Here is a 20,516-nt window from a genome sequence, read left to right as displayed (position 1 = left end):
TTAGGGGTTAGTTGTTAGTTGTTAGAGAATTGCGTGCCGACAGCGGGGAACTATACATTATTTATTGTGCATTATACATTATACATTATGAACTATGCACTTAAATCCGTTTGTATAGTTTCTCACTTGGAATACGAACTCTCTCACCATAAAGCCCCCGTTCGGAACGGATACCACAACTTATCACCATATTGATTTCGGCACTATAAGGGAGTTTCAATAGCCTTTTTACCCGCAAACTGTCAATTCCTGTCATCGGACAGGTGTCGTAACCCTTTTCCGCCATCGAGAGCATAAAGGTCTCGGCTGCCAAAGCACAGTTCTTATGTACATCAATACGCATATCGTTTTCCGTCATCTGTCGATAGGTGGGTTTAAACAAGCCCGATACGGAACTTAGGAGATAACGGAAGGCTCCCATCAACCCAAAGAAGCGCATATAAAGGAGCGGAACAATCTTTTTGTAAACTTCTTCGTGGTATTTGATGTGACTTGCCTGTTTTTCAGCAGGACTATTACGCTTTACATTCTCCACTTGCTGTTTAAGAAGATACGCTGCACGCTCTTTGTAGAGATCTTGTCTTGTTACGAAAACCACAAACTGCTGAGCGGTAGTCGCAGAGGACTGATCAAGGCACGCGTGAGCCATTTTCTTTAAAAGGTCTTTATTAGTAATGTGATACATCTCATAAAGCTGTACCCCATAGGCTGTTGGGGCGAGCATTGCCTCCTCGGCGCATTGCTTTACGACCTCCGCATCAATCGGCTGGTCGGAAAACGAGCGCACTGCTCTTCTAAATTCTAATATTTCCTTTAAACTGTTCATCTTTTTATTAATGATTAGGGGTTAGTGGTTAGCGATTAGGGGTTAGTGGTTAATGATGAATGAACTGCGTACCGCCAGCGGGGTATCTCGCTCCCTCTGCTGGGGACTGCACCTGAAAGCTGCCATAAAATAGAAAGTCAGGAGCTCCTATTGTGTAGAAGTCTCCTGACTTCCTGCTATAAACCCTAAAACCTCTACTCTTCTAAGCGTACGTCCAAGCCCAATCCCTTGAGCTCGTGCAAGAGGACGTTGAACGACTCTGGCAATCCTGGTTCGGGCATTGCCTCACCTTTTACGATGGCTTCATACGTCTTCGCCCTACCGATTACGTCGTCGGACTTCACCGTTAAGATCTCGCGCAAGGTGCTCGATGCGCCGTAGGCTTCCAGAGCCCACACTTCCATCTCACCAAAACGCTGACCCCCGAACTGCGCCTTACCACCGAGCGGTTGCTGCGTGATGAGCGAGTACGGACCAATGGAACGCGCGTGCATCTTGTCGTCGATCATATGTCCGAGCTTGATCATATAGATCACCCCAACGGTAGCCTTCTGGTCAAAACGCTCGCCTGTGCCTCCATCGTAGAGGTAGGTGTGACCAAAACGCGGTACGCCCGCCTTATCGGTGAGCTCGTTGATTTGCTCAAGGCTCGCCCCGTCGAAAATAGGCGTTGCGTACTTCTGTCCGAGCTTTTGTCCTGCCCATCCGAGGACGGTCTCGTAGATCTGCCCAATGTTCATACGCGATGGCACCCCGAGCGGGTTCAGCACGATGTCCACAGGGGTTCCATCTTCGAGGAATGGCATATCCTCATCACGAACGATACGCGCTACGATACCTTTGTTACCGTGGCGACCCGCCATCTTGTCCCCTACCTTGAGTTTACGCTTCTTAGCGATGTATATCTTCGCCAGCTTCAAGATACCCGCAGGCAGCTCGTCCCCAACGGAGATGGTAAACTTCTCGCGGCGCATTGCCCCTTGCAGGTCGTTGAACTTAATCTTGTAGTTGTGAATCAAATCGTCGATAAGGTCGTTGCAATGCTTGTCGTCCGTCCAACCACCAGAGAGGAGGTGAGAGAAATCCTCGATGCTCTCCAATGTTTTGCGGCTGTACGAAGCTCCTTTGGCAACAATCTCCTCACCCAAGTCGTTGAAGACGCCCTCTGAGGTCTTGTCTTCCACCAAACTGTAAAGTTTGAAGAACAGACGCTCCTTGAGCTCCTCAAAACGCGCGTTGTAGTTTGCCTCCAACGCAGCGATGTCCTCCTTATCCTTGTTGCGTTTGCGTTTATCCTTCACTGCACGTGAGAAGAGTTTCTTATCGATCACTACCCCATAGAGTGACGGCGATGCTTTCAGCGATGCATCCTTTACATCGCCCGCTTTATCTCCAAAGATCGCGCGTAACAGCTTTTCTTCAGGCGTTGGATCTGATTCGCCCTTCGGTGTAATCTTACCTATTAATATATCCCCTGGTCGCACTTCTGCCCCGATGCGTATCATACCCTGTGCATCGAGTTCCTTAGTGGCTTCTTCCGATACGTTAGGGATGTCGTTAGTCAATTCTTCCGCGCCGAGCTTGGTGTCGCGCACTTCCAGCGCATACTCATCAATGTGAATCGATGTGAAAATATCTTCCCGCACTACGCGCTCAGAGATCACGATCGCATCCTCAAAGTTATATCCCTTCCAAGGCATAAACGCCACTTTCATATTGCGTCCAAGAGCGAGTTCCCCTTGCTCGGTAGCGTATCCTTCGCAGAGCACCTGTCCTTTTACCACGCGGTCGCCTTTTTCAACGATGGGCTTCAAGTTAATACAAGTGCCTTGGTTTGTTTTCTGGAATTTGATGAGTTTATACTCAGTATCGTCGGGTTCAAAACTCACGAGCTTCTCTTCCTCAGTTCTATCGTAAGTGATGATGATGCGCTCGGCATCTACGTATTGCACCACCCCGTCTCTTTCGGCATTCATAAGTACCCTCGAGTCGGACGCTACCCTTTGCTCCAATCCCGTACCTACGATAGGCGCTTCCGGCTTGAGCAATGGCACTGCCTGACGCATCATATTCGAGCCCATCAAGGCGCGGTTCGCGTCATCGTGCTCCAAGAACGGAATCAGTGATGCCGAAATAGAAGCTATCTGGTTCGGAGCCACGTCGATGTATTGCACTTGGCTTGGCTCGATCACAGGGAAGTCGCCATCTTCCTTCACTACTACGCGCTCTTCGGTGATTTTGCCATTCGCATCCAATGCGATGTTCGCCATACCGATCTTTAAGCCTTCCTCGTCTTCTGCGGTGAGGTACGTCATATCCTTGAGGTCTACCTTGCCTTTGGTTACCTTGTGATAAGGGGTCTCGATAAAGCCCATTCCGTTCACCTTTGAGAACACCGCCAATGAAGAGATAAGCCCGATGTTCGGACCTTCAGGCGTTTCAATCGGACAGAGGCGACCGTAGTGTGTATAGTGTACGTCGCGCACCTCAAAGCCCGCACGGTCGCGCGACAGACCTCCTGGACCTAATGCCGAAAGACGCCTCTTGTGGGTAATCTCTGCCAGTGGGTTCGTCTGGTCCATAAACTGCGAGAGCTGGTTGGTACCAAAGAACGAATTGATCACCGACGAGAGTGTTTTGGCGTTGATAAGGTCGATAGGCGTAAACACCTCATTGTCGCGGACGTTCATACGCTCGCGGATAGTGCGCGCCATACGCGATAGCCCTACCCCGAACTGCGCCGAGAGTTGCTCCCCAACGGTACGCACGCGGCGGTTGGAAAGGTGGTCAATATCGTCTACCTCCGCCTTGGAGTTGATCAACTCAATGAGGTGCTTCACAATGGTGATGATGTCCTCCTTGGTCAATACCTGTTTCTCCATAGGCGTATCCAAGCCCAACTTCTTATTGATGCGGTAACGCCCTACATCGCCGAGGTTGTAGCGTTGGTCTGAGAAGAACAACTTGTCGATAATGCCGCGTGCCGTTTCCTCATCGGGTGGTTCAGCATTACGCAACTGACGATAGATGTGCTCTACCGCTTCCTTCTCAGAGTTGGTAGGGTCTTTTTGTAAAGTATTATGGATAATCGTGTAGTCGGTAGTGTTGCTGTCTTCCTTGTGCAGGAGGATAGTCTTCACATCCGCTTCGATGATTTCTTCGATGTTGTCTTTGTCTAAAACCGTGTCGCGGTCGAGGATAATCTCGTTACGCTCAATAGATACTACTTCTCCTGTGTCCTCATCTACGAAGTCCTCGTGCCAAGTGTTGAGCACACGCGCTGCCAAACGGCGACCGATGTATTTCTTTAAGCCCGTTTTAGAGACTTTGATTTCCTCAGCGAGGTCAAAGATCTCCAAGATGTCCTTATCGCGCTCGAAACCGATCGCACGGAAAAGCGTGGTTACAGGGAGCTTCTTCTTACGGTCGATATAAGCGTACATCACGTTGTTGATGTCGGTAGCAAACTCAATCCACGAGCCCTTGAATGGGATAATACGCGCCGAGTAGAGCTTCGTACCATTCGCGTGGAACGATTGCCCAAAGAATACCCCTGGTGAGCGGTGCAACTGCGACACGATCACGCGCTCTGCCCCGTTGATCACGAACGTACCGCTGGAGGTCATATACGGGATAGTACCGAGGTAAACGTCTTGCACGATCGTCTCGAAATCCTCGTGCTCTGGGTCGGTGCAATAGAGTTTCAACCTTGCTTTGAGTGGCACGCTATACGTGAGTCCGCGCTCTATACACTCCGCGATGGAGTAACGAGGCGAATCAACGAAATAGTCAAGAAACTCAAGTACAAACTGGTTGCGTGTATCAGTTATCGGGAAGTTCTCCTTGAAGGTATTGTACAACCCTTCATTGCCCCTTTCATCCGACTTCGTCTCAATCTGAAAGAAGTCCTGAAATGACTTGATCTGAATATCCAAAAAGTCAGGATACTCAGGCGTGTGTTTCACGGAAGCAAAATTGACTCTTGCGGTTTGATTCATAAGTTATTTTATATTAATTATATTGCCAAAAGGCTTGGCGTATTTTAGTATATCGTAAGTTGTTTTCTTGTTGTTTTATGCTGCTCATACCTCACACCTTAAAAAAGGATATAATACACAAAATGGTATAGGTCTATTTCCGCTAAGAAAAGACCTATACCTTATGAGGTTTGCCTTAGTAAAATTACTTCAACTCTACTTCAGCACCAGCTCCTTCTAAAGATTTCTTCAAGCCTTCAGCTTCGTCCTTAGATACACCTTCTTTCACTTTTGAAGGAGCACCGTCTACTAATTCCTTAGCTTCTTTAAGTCCAAGACCTGTAAGTTCTTTTACTAACTTAACCACTGCCAACTTGTTAGCACCTGCTGACTTCAAGAATACGTCAAACTCGCTCTTTTCAGCTGCTGCCTCGCCAGCACCACCTGCTGCAGGTCCTGCTGCTACTGCTACTGCTGCCGCTGCTGGCTCAATGCCGTACTCATCTTTCAAAATCTGAGCAAGCTCATTTACTTCCTTAACGGTTAAGTTTACTAATTGTTCTGCGAAATTTTTTAAATCTGCCATTTTTTCTATCGTTTTTTAATTGTTTATTAATAAAATAAGTGTGTTTCTACTATTGCTTTTCTGATAAAGTCTTGATGATACCTGCCAGCTTGCCACCACCCGATTTGAGGGCTGAAATAACATTCTTCGCAGGCGATTGCAACAAGGTAATGATTTCGCCAATAACCTCGTCTTTCGACTTGATAGCAGAAAGCGCGTCCAATTGGTTATCACCGATAAATACCGCTGCATCGATATAAGCCCCTTTCAGTACAGGCTTTTCTGACTTCTTGCGGAACTCCTTGATGAGCTTTGCAGGCGCATTGCCTACCTCTGCATACATCAGCGAAGTATTGCCTTTCAGTACGTTTGGCAACTCGCCAAAATCTTTATCTGAAGCCTCCATTGCTTTGGCAAGCAAGGTGTTCTTCACAACTGCCAACTTGATATTTGCCTTAAAGCAAGCACGACGCAAAGCCGATGTTTGCTCAGCATTCAGTCCAGTTAGATCTGTTAAGTAAATAACATTGTTCTCAGCTAACTGTGCAGTTAAATTTTCTATTACTAATGATTTTTCTTCCTTTGTCATAATGTCTGTTTTTAACTACAAATTAAACTGCTTTTGGATCCACTGGCACACTTGGGCTCATCGTAGTCGAAAGGAATATCGACTTCATATATACCCCCTTAGCAGCCGTTGGCTTCATCTTTATTAAGGTCTGTATCAGCTCGCTGGCGTTGTCTACAATCTGCTCTGCGGTGAAAGAAATCTTTCCGATAGAAGCGTGTACAATACCCGTCTTATCTACGCGGAAGTCAATCTTACCCGATTTCACTTCTTGCACTGCCTTGCCGATTTCCATCGTTACGGTACCTGTCTTAGGGTTAGGCATCAACCCACGAGGACCTAATACGCGCCCAAGCGGACCAAGCTTACCCATTACCGCTGGCATCGTTACGATAACGTCTACATCTGTCCAGCCGTCTTTAATCTTCTGTAAGTACTCGTCCAGGCCTACGTAGTCCGCACCTGCTGCCTTAGCCTCAGCCTCCTTATCAGGAGTTACCAGCGCGAGCACACGCACGTCCTTACCCGTACCGTGAGGCAATGTTACCACCCCACGCACCATCTGGTTTGCCTTACGTGGGTCTACCCCCAAGCGCACTGCAATATCCACTGAAGCATCAAACTTAGTGTAAGTGATGTCCTTCAATAATGCCGAAGCCTCTTTCAAGTTGTATAACTTATTGTAATCAACCTTTGATAAAGCCTCTTTGTGTTTCTTTGTCAATTTTGCCATAATGCTTTACGATTAAAAAGGTTTCTCACCCGTTACTGTTATACCCATTGAGCGAGCTGTCCCCGCAATTATTGTCATTGCAGCCTCCAAAGTGAATGCACTGAGATCGGGCATTTTGTCTTCTGCAATTGCTTTTACTTGATCCCAAGTAACGCTACCTACTTTCTTACGGTTTGGCTCTCCTGAACCTCCTTTAATCTTTGCCATTTCCAACAGCTGAACAGCAGCAGGCGCTGATTTGACTACAAAGTCAAACGACTTGTCTTTGTAAACTGTGATAACCACAGGAAGAACCTTCCCTTGTTTGTCCTGCGTACGCGCGTTGAACTGCTTGCAGAACTCCATAATGTTAACACCGGCAGCACCTAATGCGGGTCCAATTGGTGGCGAAGGATTCGCTTGACCTCCCCGAGCTTGTACTTTAACTACTTTGCTAATTTCTTTTGCCATTGTTTGTTATTAATTAATTTCTATCTATATAATATAAGTACTATATATTCTCTACATTTTCTCTACCTGAGTGTAGCTCAGCTCCAGCGGCGTCTTCCTACCAAAGATCTTCACCATCACTTCCAGTTTGCGCTTCTCTTCATTCACGCGCTCTATCACACCATTAAAGCCATTGAACGCCCCATCGATGAGCTTCACAGTCTCACCCACTTCAAACGGAATCGCGATGGTTTCTATCGTTTCAGTAAGCTCATCCACCTGTCCGAGCATACGGCTCACATCGCTCTTGCGCATCGGCACAGGGTCGCCCCCTTTGGTCTCACTCAAAAAGCCTACGACGCCTGGAATAGATTTGATGATGTGCACTACCTCACCCGCCAAGTGTGCCTTCACCATTACGTAACCTGGCATATGCACCTTCTCTTTGATGGTCTTCTTATTATTGCGGATCTGCACTACCTTCTCAGTGGGCACAAGCACTTCCTCCATATAGTCAGCATACCCCAAGCGCGAGGTTTCGTTGTCTATATAGTTCTTAATCTTGTTCTCTTGTCCTGTAACGACCTTTACTACGTACCACTTCTTCTCTAATATTCCTGACATAGTGTAGGTTTTTATTTCATAAAGTTAAAATATGCAGCGATAAGCCATTCGAAGAACTTATCCATACCAAATATCACCAGCGAAAAGATAATAGAAAATATCACCACTATCACCATTTCGCGCTGTGCTTCAGCAATCGTTGGCCACGTTACGTGGTTGCGCAACTCGCTATAAGATTCCTTAATATACTGAATCATACTCTGTTTTAGTTTTATAAGTCAAGACTGTGCTCAACTCTCATTTGGGGCGCAAAAGTAGAAATAATATTTCAAACAGAAAAACTTTTTTGATATTATTTTTTTTACAAATACACTTCCTATCTGTAATTGAGCAAGTTAAAAGTTCATTCAAATTATAAAAACGTCACTTGACAAACAAAAAACTACCCCCTACTCACCACTACACTAATCGCATTACCTCCAAATCCTACCGCATTGATAAGCACATTATGAATCTTGCGCGGCTCCCACCTCTCACCATTGAGATAAGGCACTGCATAAAACTGCCCTTCACACAAACTGTGGATAGCCATTTCCAAATTCAATGCACCACTTGCCCCATAAGTATGCCCTATTTTCCACTTATTATTCGTAAGCAAAGGCATATCTGTCCCGAAAACCGCCCTTATCGCAGCCAATTCCGCCCTATCACCCTTCACTGTCCCCGTACAATGCGTAATAATCATATCAATTTCAGGATAAGAAGCGCTCTCAAGCGCCCTGCGCATCGATTCCTGCAAACAAAAACCCTCCTTCGAAAGTGAAACGCTATGTGTCAGCCTCTCAGTGGCAAAACCCAAACCCGTAATATAAGCCAAAGCCCCCGAACGCTCGCCGCGCTCCAAGCAGAACACCGCTGCCCCCTCACCCAGCACCATACTGTTCTGCCGCTTATCCTCATCCATCGCCCTACAAGGATAAGGCATTGGCAAAGTGCTGTATATCTTAAGCGCCTTCACCTGCGCAATCGTAAAAGGTGTCAGCGGCGCCTCACTACCGCCTACCACAAAGTGCTCTTCCATACCGCTCTTAAGCCACGCAACAGCATTCGCTACCCCGTGCAGAGCCGTCGAACAAGTGATTGAATGTGAGAGCTCAAAGCCCCCCGCACCCAAATCCTGAGCCACCCAAGTAGCAATATTACCCAACGTAGTGGTAGGAGAAGCCTGTGTCAAACAACTCCCCTCACTGAGAAAATGCTGATAATGAGCCTCAAAAAGCGACGTCGCCCCACGCGACGAACCGATATTCACCCCAAAACGCACCCCTTGCCAACCCGCCTGCCTTACCGCTTGGCGCGCCGCAAACATCGCATACAACACCGAAGGGTCTAACGGCGTAAAAAGAGGGTTCTCAGCCCGTAGTGCCGCTATGCACTCCTTGTCCACCTCAGCGATAACTCCCTGAGGCACATCGCCTACCATCCGCAATGCCGAAGCGTCATTCGCATACGCCTCCCCCACGGATGTATAACCACTCCCCAACGCCGAAACCGATCCCATCCCCGTAATAGCAATTTTCTCCATACTCAAATCTGTATATTAACTCAACTTGCTAATTCCTATATCTCAGTCCTGATTGACACTCTCTGAGGGCATTGGAGGCGTGGCTGAGATAGTCAAGCGAGGGCACACAGCTTGAGTATGTCACATAGGAACGAGCGTCGAAAATCTCTACTGTCTGAGCGACCGCAGGGAGCGAGTTTAGAGATTTTCAGCGAGAGACGTTGATTTTCTCGCCTAAGCATCCACAGCCTTGAATTTTTGGTTCTTTTGTTTCAAGACAAAAGAACAAAGAAATGACTAAATATAGGGTTAATTAATGTTATGAAACTAACTAGCAAATTGAGTTATATTAATAGGTATATCCCCTTTGAAAATGCAAAAGTACAAAAAAACCATATCCCACACAAACCCTACCCCAACCCCAACATCTGTGCTACCCGTACGATTCCTCTCACCACCACCCTCACCTACCGTCAGTAGCCCAAACGGAGCAACAACGGATCAACATCGAAGAAACCCTACATCCAAAAACCACGTTCACAAGTATCAAAATAGATTTTTAACAGAAAAACTATGAGAATATATTACCCTTGCTTTCAATCACTTACAAAATAAATGAGAAAAAAGTAGATATAAAGTATTGTTATTTAAAAAAAAAGTTATACCTTTGGGCTGAATTTTGTATGTGAAAGAAGTAATTTATGTTTAACAAAGAAAAAGATAATAAGAAAGTTATGGCAGAAAACACATCAGGCAGCAGCAACCGTATCGTTGCAGAAACAAAGTTTAAAGGTGAAATCAGCTCAAAATCTGACTTCAGAATCGACGGAGAAGTAGAAGGAAACTTCCAAACCTTAGGCAAGCTCGTGGTAGGCCGTACAGGGGTTATCAAGGGAACCGTAATCTGTGAGAACGCCGACATCGAAGGTAAAATCACAGGCACCCTTAGAGTTAGCAACATCCTGAGTCTTAAATCAACTGCTACGGTTGAAGGCGAAGTATACGTCGATAAACTCTCCATCGAACCAGGGGCTGTGTTCAACGTATCCTGCTCAATGAAAGGGGCTAAGGCACCCACTACCAACACCTTCGTAAATGAAAGACCTCAACCAGAGCAAAAACCAGCTAAATAAATGGGTTGAGTTCACACAAGTAGGGCTACAAATGGCTGTCACCATAGTCATTTGTAGCTATGCGGGTGTGTGGTTAGACGGCAAGTTTCCCAATCAGTACAGCCTATGCACTGTAATCTGCTCACTCTTCGGCGTTTTTGTCGCAATGTACACCGTGATCAAAAAAGCCCAAAAAATAGGAAATAACTCGTAAGTATGAAACTATTCACCCGTTATTTTCTGCTGCTTTGTGTCCTTATCGCAGCCATATACCTCACCTGCAAACATTATGCTCACTCCTACCCTCCTGAGTTTTACACTCTCGAGCAGTTGTGCAACTTCCATTTGGGGCTCTCAACGCTCCTCTTAACGGTCATAGCCATTGTAAACCAAAAGCGCCCCAAATACACAGGTTTTGCCTTTTTGGCAACTGCCATCCTGCGTTTTATAGGCGTAGGAGCATTCACCCTGCCCCTACGGTGGCACGAGCCTACTCCTCCCCTCAGTGATGCACTCTACATACTCCTACCCCTCCCTTTGCTGATCTTACTTGAAGCACTCTACACCCTACACCTTATTCGAAATGAGAATCATCGCCATTGATTACGGCACCAAACGCACAGGTATTGCAGTTACCGACCCTCTGCAACTTATCGCTTCGGGGCTCTGCACCGTGCCCACCGCTGAGTTAATTCCTTTTCTAAAGAAATACATCGCCAGCGAGCCCGTTGAGGCTTTCGTTATCGGGCAGCCTAAGCGTATGAATAATGAAGACTCTGAGGTAGAGGCTAACATACAGCAATGTATCAGATCCTTACAAAAAGAATTCCCTACTATTGCCATTCACCGTCAGGATGAGCGTTTTACCTCCAAGCTAGCCTTTCAGTCAATGCTTGAAGGTGGACTCAAAAAAAAGCAACGCCAGAACAAAGCCCTCATCGACGAAATCAGTGCAACGCTTATCCTACAAAGCTTTCTCGAATATCGGTAATCTAATCTCACTTACCTCTTTTAGCTATCTTCTATTTTTACAACTTTTTACTTGTTTACTTCAAATATTTGTCGTAACTTTGCAGCGCTATAAGAAATTATGCATTGTGCATTATTCATTAAAAAAGTACTACCTTTGCCCAAAAATAGAACCGTATGAATAAACTCCGTGCCTTTGGCGTACGGCATCTCTCGCCCAGTGCGGCGTACCACCTCTTGCAGTTCCTCGAGGAGCACAACCCTAAGTGTATCCTCATTGAGGGTCCTACCGATGCCACGCCGCTTATCAAAGAGATCGCCCATAAGGGGGTGCAGCCGCCTATTGCAATGTTGGGCTATACCACTGAGCTGCCCATAGAGACGGTGCTCTACCCCTTAGCGTCTTACTCCCCCGAGTATCAGGCGATCTGCTGGGGCGTACAGCACAAGCGTGAGGTGCGCTTTATCGACCTACCTTCCGACCGTATGCTCAAGTTGCGCCAAGAGCGCGGCGAACTCAGCGAGGAGGCAAAGGAGTTTTACGACTATCACAATGGGCTTTATAAGCAACTTGCTGAGCAGTGGGGCGAATCCGATTACGAGAACTATTGGGAGCGCACCTTTGAGCACAACCTCAGCAAAGATATGTTCCGCGAGGGGCTTAGTGTGCAGTCGAGGCAGATGCGCGAGCTGGTCATCGGGGCGGAATACGAGGCTGTGCCCGCCGACTTCTCCTACAACCTTATCCGTGAGAGCTTTATGAAGCGACAGATCGCCGAAGCCCTTAAGCAGTACCGCGAGGAGGAGATAGTCGTCATCGTAGGGGCGTACCACCTCTTGGGTATCCAAAGCGACCTGCCCCCAATGAGCGATGCCGACCTCAAGCTGTTGCCCCGCGCTGAGAGTCAGCTCACCCTGATGCCTTACTCCTACCTGCGCCTGAGCAGTCGCACGGGCTATGGCGCAGGCAACAAGGCTCCTTATTACTTCGAACTGATGTGGCAAGCGATGCAGGAGAACACGGAGGGCACAGGTATGGATAAGCTCGCCACCATTTACCTCACCAAAGTAGCGCAAATACTCCGTAGCGAGGGGCAAAACGCCTCCTCTGCCAGCGTAATCGAGGCAGTGCGCCTTGCCAATACGCTCTCAGCAATGAAAGGCGGTGCTTACCCTGTGCTCGAAGACCTTCACGATGCGGTGGTTACTTGCTTTGGCGGCGGCGGTCTCTCCGCAGTGGCTGAGGCAATCAACAAGGTGGACATCGGCACGGCGATAGGCACACTGCCCGAAGGCGTGAGTCAGACCCCCGTGCAGCAGGATATGTATGAGCAGTTGCGCCAACTGAAGCTCACCCAGTACAAGAGTGCCGTAGCCCAAGACCTCAGCTTAGACCTGCGCGAGAACCTCAAGGTAAAGAGCAAAGAGGCGGCTTTTATCGACCTCAACCGCTCTACCTTTCTACACCGCTTGCAGGTGCTGGGTATTCACTTTGCCGAAAAGCAGCACGTCAGTCAAGATGCCGCCTCGTGGGCAGAGCGTTGGGTGCTCAAATGGACGCCTGAGGTGGAAATAGAAATTGTAGAGGCAAACCTCAAAGGCGAGACCTTAGAGATTGCGGCGGCTTTTGTGCTGAAAGAGCGACTCGGTGAGTGCACCGACATAGCCCCTGTGGCGAAGATCATCCGCGAGGCGTGCGAGTGCAGTCTCACCAGTATGTTCGACAACGCCCTGAGCACCCTGCAACGCCTCTTGGTGGACTCCAATAGCTTTAACGAAGCCGCAGGGGCTGCCCACGAGCTATCGACCTTGATACAATACGGCAACCTCCGTCAGTTCAATTTAGAGCCGCTAAAGCCCATACTGCAACAGCTTTTCCTAAGGGCTGCCCTCTTGCTCACCGATGCTGCTACCTGCGATGACAAAGCCGCCACGGCAGTGATGCAGTCGATGAGCCTAATGGAGCTAATGGCAGAGCAGCATTACGACCTCTTAGACGTGGAGACCTGGCAGCGCGAACTCACCCACGTAGCTTGGCGAGACGACCTCAATACCAAGCTCTCAGGCACCGCCTTTGCTATCCTCTTAGAGCACAACTTAGCCACCGAAGAGGAGTGCGGGCGCGAGGTCTCGCGAAGGCTCTCAGCAGGCGTCCCCGCCGACTTAGGGGCGAGTTGGTTTGAAGGCTTTTCGGGGCGCAATCGCTACGCATTGCTCTCGCGCACGGTGATATGGCGCGAGCTCGATGCCTATGTACAGAGCTTAGACCAGGAGCAGTTTATGAGGGCAGTGGTGTTCTTGCGCCGCGCCTTCTCCACCTTTGAGCCGAACCAGAAGAATAGCATTGCCGAGCTCCTTGGCGACCTCTGGGGCAAAGATAGCGGCATCGTTGCCGAACTCCTACAAGAGGAACTCAGCAAGGCAGAGACCGAAAAGCTCGATGAACTCAACGACTTTGATTTTGATTTTTAACCCGTACGACAGGGGCGAGTTAGTGAATAGGGAATAAGGATTAAAAAAGGAGATAGATGGAAGATAATTGTTTGTATGGTAGGATTACCCAACTTGAAGGCAAAAAGGAAAATGCTCCTATGGTGATTACTTTAGAAAATAGTAGAGAGCTCCCTACACATTGGCAATTGAGTTTTGATGTGGACTTAGGCGATGAAGTGGAAGTGTCTATGGTATTGGGGCTTCCATTAGCACAAAAGGAGATAGAAAGTGGAACTTATAAATATAGACTAAAAGCAGTAGTTAATAAAAAGAAAGTGATTGATAACAAGTGGTATATCACACTTGATTTAGGCAATGAAGTGCTGTTTAGAACTTCTTTTCTACGAGAAGATAAACACATAAATAACTTAGAAATTGGGAAGGAGTATATATTTCAATATAAGATAGGGAGTATATTCAGAGTATAGCAATGTCTACTTATATGACGGGGCAAAATCAAAGTACGAAACATACCCTTTGGTAATAGATGTGTTATAAATACACAAGTAAAATTATTCATTGTAAATTATCCATTATCCATTAAAAAGTAGTACCTTTGCATTAAAATTCAATAACAATAACAATGATAACCAAAGAAGTTTTCACCTTGTACCGCAAGCTACGGGAGCGACAACTCTTGTTGCTCGATAGCTTTACCCCTGAGCAGTTGGCTGCTATTCCCAAGGGGTTTAAGAACAATATCCTGTGGAATATCGCCCACTGCATAGTAACTCAGCAGGCGTATTGTTATGGCAATAGCGATTTGCCGCTCTATATCAGTGAGGCGTTTCGGGCTGCCTATTGCAAAGGTTCTGTCCCCGATGGGCATATCCCCACAACGGCTGAGATAGAGGAGCTTCGAGGCTTAATGCTATCCACAGTTGATCGGCTTGAAGAGGACTATCACAAGGGCATTTTCACCCACTACAATCACTATGTTACGGGGATTGGCTACGAGCTGGATAGCATTGATGAGGCGATCTACTTTAACATCTCGCACGAAGGGGTACATCTGGGCAGCGTGCTGGCATTGAAAAACGCTATTAATCATTAAAAAAAGTGCTATGAAGAGATATATTTTAACTTTTACAGTATTGCTTGCGAGTATTGCACTTATGCAGGCACAGGACGTATTGCGCCCATCGGGCAAGAGAAGCGTGCGCACAGTGGAGGTGCCGCGTTATGAAAAACTGTTGTTGGACGATAGCAGTATCAAGATAGTGCTGGTAGACGGCACAAACAACAAGATTACCGTAGATGCCGACGATGCGATGCACCCCATCATAAAAACACAAGTGAAGGACGGTGTGCTCCGCGTATTCCTCGATGATGGCAGAGCCGTGAGTATGATAGAAACGGGCGGTATCAAGGTAAAAATACCAATGCGCAACGTTGAAGAGGTAGCCACGAAAGGGTTTATCACTCTGAGCTCTGAGGGCGTACTGCGATTGGATAATTGCAAGCTCTTGCTCGATAACACTTCCTCAACGAACTTAGACCTCGACGGCGAGGATTTGACACTGAAATACACTGTCGCAAAGGGTAAAGTGAATGTGCGTTGCCATCGTCTTACGTTGGAAATGACCATAGCAAGGGATTTTCAAATCAGTGGTCGCACAGATGAGTTGACACTTAAAACAGGCTCCGACCTCAAGGCTTATGACCTTCGCGTTGAAAAGGCGACCCTCGATGCCAGCGGTATTGGTAAGATTTACCTTAACGTAGAGGACGAAATCAAAGGCAAGGTAAGTGGCATTATGGAGGTGCACCTCAGGGGTGAGGCAACAAATCTGCTACAAACCGATGGTTCAAAAGCAGTAGTAATTAGAGAAAAATAAATAACAGAGAATGATGAAGTATATGTACACATTGATCGCATTGCTGCTATGCGTAGGCATAGGGCAGGCACAGACGAAGACCACTAAAACTACGAAGACCACCACTAAGGCTACAAAGGCGACAAACACACGCGAGAAGCGCACCGTGGAAGTAGCTCATTACACTAAGATAGTGCTCGATGACGCCAGCCTCAATGCAGTGCTCACGGGTGAGCCGCAGGGCAGAATAACCTTAGAAGCCGACAGCGAGGCATTGTCCTCAGTGAAGACCGAAGTGAGTGGCGGGGTGTTGCGCATCTACTTAGAGAATAAGAAAGGCGTGAGCTTCGTGCCCACAGGAGGCGTACAGGTGAGGCTGCCGATGCAGGGCGTGGAAAGCGTAGAGGTAAAGACCTTTGTAAAGCTCAGCAATGAGGGTACCTTGCAGCTGGGGCAATGTGCCATTACCACAAAAGGGGTATCGGAGTTCGACCTGAATATCCGTGCCGAGAAGCTCGCCCTGCGCTTGGGGGTTACCAATGGCAAACTGCGCGTAGATTGCAAGGACTTAGACTTAGAAGTGCGCTCGGTGATGAACCTAAAACTCAGTGGGGCAGTTGAAAATCTCAATTTCAGTACTAAGGGCGTGGCAAAACTCAAGGCGTACGACCTCATTGTACAAAATGCAGTGGTCAATGCAGGAGGCGTGGGCAGTCTGCACCTTACAGTTGAAAAAAGCCTCAAAGGCACTGCCAAAGGTGTTTTCGAACTGCACTACAAGGGCAACGCTACCGATGATTTTGAGCGCAATGGTTTGGTAAAAGTGGTAAAAGAGCCGTAGGACGGCAGCCAAAAAAAGAGCAGAGAGTAATGAGTAGCGAGTAATGAGTAATGAGTTCGGCGCGTTAGCAATTTACTCTCTGCTCTCTGCTCATTAATTAAGATGTTAAAAGACAGATCAAGCATTGGGCACGTGTGTATGCTCTCGGCTTCGGTGCTCTGGGGGCTGATGGCAATAATAGTAAGCCTTGCGATGGGTATCGGCGTTTTTGGACTGCGACAAGCCTTTGCCACTGCTTTGGTGTTTGTAGGGGTGTGGTTTATGGTAAGAAATAAAGAAGAAAATACTGTTTGATGAACTATCTGATAAACAAATCAAGCATTAAACGTGTTTAAACTTTTTTGAGGAACTTGGAGATAAACCCTAATAGGAGCATTCCAATCCAAGTCACATCAAGATACTCATATCTCATTATCAAACCTTTATATCCGTCAAGCCAACCATTTGCTTGTTCGATCTTAAACCTATTTTTGTACAATTCTTCATCAAAATAAACATCTGGTTGCTCTCCATTTCGGGGATTAGGTTTAATATTTGCTATAATTTCTTTGCTTTCTAAAAACTCTCTAAGAGACTTACTATCAAATCCTGCGTCAGCATTGAGAAACAGACCTTTATGTTCTATTCCTGCTTCTTCTAATAAAGCTAAGATTTCTTTTAGTACTTCTTCTATTTCGTATAAGTCATTGTGATTTCCTGCTTTAGGGCTTCCCATTGCTATCATTTGCCCTTTATTATCACACAAAAAAATACTATTTGTGGTTACGGCTTTTTTTCTTGCTTGATAACCTGCAGATTCTCCTTTTTGGCGACAACGTGTATGACTACCATCCAATTGAACGCAAGACATATCTAATTTTCTTTTCTTCTTGCTTAATAGATTCAACCATACTCGCTGAAAGCTACCATCTTTACTCCATTTATTGAAGTAGTAATAGACATTTTGCCAAGAGATTTCTCCTTTTTCAAAATAGCTCTCAATTGGAAGTTCTCTCCATTGCACCCCTGTTTTTAATCTCTTGAGAATCAATAAAAATATTGAAGCTAAATCAAAATTACTTTTAAATCCTCTTTTTCCTACACTTAAAAAAGGAATAATCCAATTATTTATTGTATCTTTGCACCGTGAAATTAATTAGTTTACATTTAGTAACCAAAAACCATACAAACAATGAGAAAGATTATTCTATCACTGCTTTTAGCAGTAACCGCCAATGGCTTTGCACAATCTTCTTTTAAAGGAACCTTGTTGAATACTGAAAAAAAGCCTGTGAGTACTGCCAATGTACTCCTAATGACCCTCCCGGACTCTACCCTCGTAAAAGGGGCAATAAGCAATCAGCGAGGTGTTTTTGAACTACCCAATGCCGCTGAGGGTAAAAAGGTGGTTATCAAAATTACGCATTTGGAATATCAAACGGTGGTATTCACGCCCTCGGGGAGCAACTTGGGCACCATTGTTTTGACTCCTGCTACCAATCAGTTAGGAGAAGTCGTGCTAACAGCTCATCGCCCGATATTAGAACAAAAGGGTACGCGCATCAGTACCAATGTGGCGCAATCGACCTTGCAGAACCTACCCAAAGCCGAAATGCTTATCAACTTCTTGCCTGGGGTGAGCACTTCCTATACCGGTGGAGGTTATGAGGTGTTTGGCAAAGGCAATCCTATCTTCTATATCGATAACCGCAGGGTGCGCAATTTAGATGAGGTGAATCAGTTATCGCCCAAAGATATTGAGAGCATAGAGCTGGAAACCCAACCTGGTGCAGAACACGACAATACGGTGGGTGCGGTAATCTATATCAAACTGAAAAAGAAACAAGGCGATGGACTGAGCGGGTCGGTTGAAAATGAAAATTATGTGTTAAAAAAAGGAGCCTTAATAACTACTTGGCTTAGTCTCAACTACCGCAAAGGCAAAACCGACTGGTTTACTACCATTGGCAACTTCAACAACTTCAACAAGAAAAATGCCGACCTCTATCAGGATTTGCAAGTACATACCCAAAGTAATGATTGGCGCGTGACAAGCAACGAAACTAACAGGAGTAATGCCAAAGGAATAAATGCTAAAATAGGGGTAGCTCACGAGATTTCCGACAAACACTCCATAGGCGCAAGTGTGAGAGGAAGTTTAGAGCCTTTTAGCGGACATCGGTTTAGCACCCAAGAGACTGCTACCTTCAAAAATAACCTCCTTACCGCCAAAGGGCTCAATGAATACGACCGCTTTAGCCAAGATAAAAAGTTAAGCATTAATGCTTATTACGAAGGTAAACTTACCGACAAACTGAAACTGCAAACCGATGTAGATTATATCGGTCAGCGTTCCGATAACACTTCCGATATTGTGGAGCGCAACCTTCTCACCGCTACCTCTCGCAATGTGCACACCCATTCCGATGCTGCTTCCGATTGGTGGGGACTCAAAACTACTTTCTTGCAAACCCTTGGCAAGGGCGCTATAAACTATGGCGTAGAAGCAAGCGACCTGCATCGCACTGAGGACTATACCGATAATGTGCTTTCGGCTTCGGATATTAAGAATACCGAAACACGCTCGGCTGGTTTTGTGAGCTTCTCTTACCCTATCAAAAAGGTAAATTTGAAACTCGGTACGCGTTACGAGTACGCCGACTTTGGTTATTACGAAAACGGACAAAAGAGCCCCGTAAAAAGCAAGACCTACCGCGATTGGTTACCCAATATTTCTATCGCATTCCCTTGGGATAAAACTCAACTGACCTTTAGTTATGCACGCAAAATTAAACGTCCGGCTTTTTATGAGCTCAGCGATTACAACACTTATAGTTCTCCTTTCTTGTACAATCGTGGAAACCCATATATTGTGCCTCAGCTTACTGATGAATGGAATGCCTTGGCTACTTATGGTCCTATTTCGGCTTCGGTAAGTTATTCGAATATTCACAAAGGTATCTATTCCGATTACCAACTCTCAAGCATCAATCCCGATGCCGTTGAGAAAACCATTCGCAATTACGATGATTTTAGCGTACTGAAATGCGTACTCAATGCGCAAACCCAAATAGGCAAATGGATGCCTAAGCTTACCCTTACTTACGGAAAGCCTTTTGCAAGTAATGTGTTTTACACCAATAAAGGTAGGTTTATGGTAGAATGGATGAACCAAATCACCCCTACTGAAAATTGGTTAATCTTAGCGATGTTTATTTATGCAAGCAAAGGTTCAAACCGAGAAGCCTACGCCTACAAAGATATGAGCGGAATAGTCGTAGGGGTAGCCCGTATGTTCTTCCACCAATCGCTTACGGTGTATGCTGTAGCTTTTGACCCCTATAACGGTCTCAATGAGCACACACGCGTACAAAATCCGTATATTAGCAATAGTACTGCTCAGAATTACGGCAATATAAGTTTTAAAGTAGGACTGAACTACAATTTCAACACCACCCAAAGCAAGTATAAAGGACAAGGAGCGGGAGAAGAAGAGAAGAACCGACTGTAATGAGGAAATGAGAAAATGAGAGAATGAGAAAATGGGGTGTGAGGTTGTATTAGAGGAATGAGGCTGTGCCTCAGAAATCAAACAAAATTTAAACAAAATCAAGGCTACGCCTTGTAAACCAGCAGAGGGATTGTTAGTTTATTCAACTTTGCCAAAGGTGCGAGTTGCACAGGCGGGGAAAAATTAGCAAATGAGAAAATTTGGAAATGAGAAAATGAGATGGAGGCGACAAGCTTGCACTAGCCGAGGAATTGTTAGTTTATTCAACATTGCCCAAGTTTGAAACTTGGGCAAAGTTTGAGATGAAAAAGCGATGTGTTGAGACTGTTAGGAGTGTTCGGAAGGAAACGGAGAAATTCAAAAGAGGGGAAGTAGGGTTTTTGATGAAAAAAGGGTGTAAGATGGGTGGGGTTAGCTTATAGAGAGCTTATAGGAAGCTTATACGAATCTTGGACGATTGGTATAGAAAGGGTATATAAGTGATTGACTCATAATATAATACAACAGAGCAAAAAATGTTAAAAACGGGGTTTCGAGGCGAAAGAAAGAGGAAGAAAAATTAGAGAAT

The 20,516-nt window shown here is 46.1% G+C and carries 22 protein-coding genes; 12 read left to right on the top strand and 10 right to left on the bottom strand.

The annotated features are described in order from the left end of the window. Positions 1-100 precede the first annotated feature (100 nt). The 9 genes from AXF12_RS03370 to AXF12_RS03330 form a co-directional block, all read right to left on the bottom strand. Positions 101-826, bottom strand: coding sequence for a nitroreductase family protein (locus AXF12_RS03370; RefSeq protein ID WP_066428319.1), 726 nt, complete (start codon positions 824-826; stop codon positions 101-103). Between the two features lie 194 nt (positions 827-1,020). Further along, positions 1,021-4,824 (bottom strand): DNA-directed RNA polymerase subunit beta, encoded by a 3,804-nt coding sequence (gene rpoB, locus AXF12_RS03365; protein ID WP_066428317.1) that lies wholly within the window; start codon positions 4,822-4,824, stop codon positions 1,021-1,023. Positions 4,825-5,008: 184 nt separating this feature from the next. Continuing rightward, entirely contained in the window at positions 5,009-5,389 is a 381-nt protein-coding gene (gene rplL / locus AXF12_RS03360) for a 50S ribosomal protein L7/L12 (protein WP_066428315.1), read from the bottom strand. 49 nt (positions 5,390-5,438) lie between these two features. Beyond that, entirely contained in the window at positions 5,439-5,957 is a 519-nt protein-coding gene (rplJ, locus tag AXF12_RS03355; protein ID WP_066428313.1) for a 50S ribosomal protein L10, read from the bottom strand. 22 nt (positions 5,958-5,979) lie between these two features. Further along, positions 5,980-6,669, bottom strand: a complete 690-nt coding sequence (rplA, locus tag AXF12_RS03350; RefSeq protein WP_066428310.1) for a 50S ribosomal protein L1 — start codon at positions 6,667-6,669, stop codon at positions 5,980-5,982. A 12-nt stretch (positions 6,670-6,681) separates the two neighbouring features. Further along, positions 6,682-7,119: a 50S ribosomal protein L11 gene (gene rplK / locus AXF12_RS03345; RefSeq protein ID WP_066428309.1), complete on the bottom strand. Its 438-nt coding sequence runs from the start codon at positions 7,117-7,119 to the stop codon at positions 6,682-6,684. A 51-nt stretch (positions 7,120-7,170) separates the two neighbouring features. Next, positions 7,171-7,722: a transcription termination/antitermination protein NusG gene (gene nusG / locus AXF12_RS03340; protein WP_066428308.1), complete on the bottom strand. Its 552-nt coding sequence runs from the start codon at positions 7,720-7,722 to the stop codon at positions 7,171-7,173. An 11-nt stretch (positions 7,723-7,733) separates the two neighbouring features. Further along, positions 7,734-7,919, bottom strand: coding sequence for a preprotein translocase subunit SecE (secE, locus tag AXF12_RS03335; protein WP_066428307.1), 186 nt, complete (start codon positions 7,917-7,919; stop codon positions 7,734-7,736). Positions 7,920-8,104: 185 nt separating this feature from the next. Beyond that, positions 8,105-9,145, bottom strand: a complete 1,041-nt coding sequence (locus tag AXF12_RS03330; protein WP_066431730.1) for a beta-ketoacyl synthase N-terminal-like domain-containing protein — start codon at positions 9,143-9,145, stop codon at positions 8,105-8,107. 420 nt (positions 9,146-9,565) lie between these two features. On the opposite strand from AXF12_RS03330, the gene AXF12_RS12240 reads away from it, so the two are divergent. The 11 genes from AXF12_RS12240 to AXF12_RS03285 all read left to right on the top strand — a co-directional run bounded on the left by AXF12_RS12240 (position 9,566) and on the right by AXF12_RS03285 (position 16,752). Beyond that, positions 9,566-9,706, top strand: a complete 141-nt coding sequence (locus tag AXF12_RS12240) for a hypothetical protein (RefSeq protein WP_159429722.1) — start codon at positions 9,566-9,568, stop codon at positions 9,704-9,706. A 221-nt stretch (positions 9,707-9,927) separates the two neighbouring features. Continuing rightward, the gene (locus AXF12_RS03325; RefSeq protein ID WP_066428306.1) at positions 9,928-10,359 is read left to right on the top strand and encodes a bactofilin family protein; all 432 of its coding nucleotides are present in this window, start codon (positions 9,928-9,930) and stop codon (positions 10,357-10,359) included. Continuing rightward, the gene (locus AXF12_RS11875) at positions 10,322-10,552 is read left to right on the top strand and encodes an AtpZ/AtpI family protein (RefSeq protein ID WP_074861011.1); all 231 of its coding nucleotides are present in this window, start codon (positions 10,322-10,324) and stop codon (positions 10,550-10,552) included. The genes AXF12_RS03325 and AXF12_RS11875 overlap by 38 nt, the downstream gene beginning before the upstream one ends. A 2-nt stretch (positions 10,553-10,554) precedes the next feature. Beyond that, positions 10,555-10,941, top strand: a complete 387-nt coding sequence (locus AXF12_RS03320; protein ID WP_143325061.1) for a hypothetical protein — start codon at positions 10,555-10,557, stop codon at positions 10,939-10,941. Next, complete coding sequence (gene ruvX / locus AXF12_RS03315; RefSeq protein ID WP_066428302.1) at positions 10,922-11,329, top strand: Holliday junction resolvase RuvX; 408 nt, start codon at positions 10,922-10,924, stop codon at positions 11,327-11,329. Before AXF12_RS03320 ends, ruvX begins: the two co-directional genes overlap by 20 nt. A gap of 155 nt (positions 11,330-11,484) precedes the next feature. After that, a complete protein-coding gene (locus tag AXF12_RS03310; protein ID WP_066428300.1) occupies positions 11,485-13,779 on the top strand; it encodes a DUF5682 family protein in 2,295 nt (764 codons plus the stop codon). A gap of 56 nt (positions 13,780-13,835) precedes the next feature. Continuing rightward, the gene (locus AXF12_RS03305) at positions 13,836-14,228 is read left to right on the top strand and encodes a hypothetical protein (RefSeq protein ID WP_066428299.1); all 393 of its coding nucleotides are present in this window, start codon (positions 13,836-13,838) and stop codon (positions 14,226-14,228) included. 155 nt (positions 14,229-14,383) lie between these two features. Continuing rightward, positions 14,384-14,854: a DinB family protein gene (locus AXF12_RS03300; protein ID WP_066428297.1), complete on the top strand. Its 471-nt coding sequence runs from the start codon at positions 14,384-14,386 to the stop codon at positions 14,852-14,854. Positions 14,855-14,864: 10 nt separating this feature from the next. After that, complete coding sequence (locus tag AXF12_RS03295) at positions 14,865-15,638, top strand: GIN domain-containing protein (RefSeq protein ID WP_066428296.1); 774 nt, start codon at positions 14,865-14,867, stop codon at positions 15,636-15,638. A 10-nt stretch (positions 15,639-15,648) separates the two neighbouring features. Continuing rightward, on the top strand, positions 15,649-16,458 hold the full coding sequence (locus tag AXF12_RS03290; protein WP_074861014.1) for a GIN domain-containing protein: 810 nt from the start codon (positions 15,649-15,651) through the stop codon (positions 16,456-16,458). Positions 16,459-16,560: 102 nt separating this feature from the next. Further along, entirely contained in the window at positions 16,561-16,752 is a 192-nt protein-coding gene (locus AXF12_RS03285; RefSeq protein WP_066428292.1) for a hypothetical protein, read from the top strand. 37 nt (positions 16,753-16,789) lie between these two features. Here the strand turns inward: AXF12_RS03285 and AXF12_RS03280 are convergent, their stop codons facing one another. Then, a complete protein-coding gene (locus AXF12_RS03280; RefSeq protein WP_236853739.1) occupies positions 16,790-17,554 on the bottom strand; it encodes an IS5 family transposase in 765 nt (254 codons plus the stop codon). 75 nt (positions 17,555-17,629) lie between these two features. Between AXF12_RS03280 and AXF12_RS03275 the strand changes: the two genes are divergently transcribed. Then, the gene (locus AXF12_RS03275; RefSeq protein WP_066428286.1) at positions 17,630-19,948 is read left to right on the top strand and encodes an outer membrane beta-barrel protein; all 2,319 of its coding nucleotides are present in this window, start codon (positions 17,630-17,632) and stop codon (positions 19,946-19,948) included. Positions 19,949-20,516: the final 568 nt, after the last annotated feature.

Source organism: Capnocytophaga haemolytica, from assembly GCF_001553545.1.
GTDB lineage: Bacteria > Bacteroidota > Bacteroidia > Flavobacteriales > Flavobacteriaceae > Capnocytophaga > Capnocytophaga haemolytica.
This window is presented reverse-complemented; position numbering and strand designations above follow the sequence as displayed.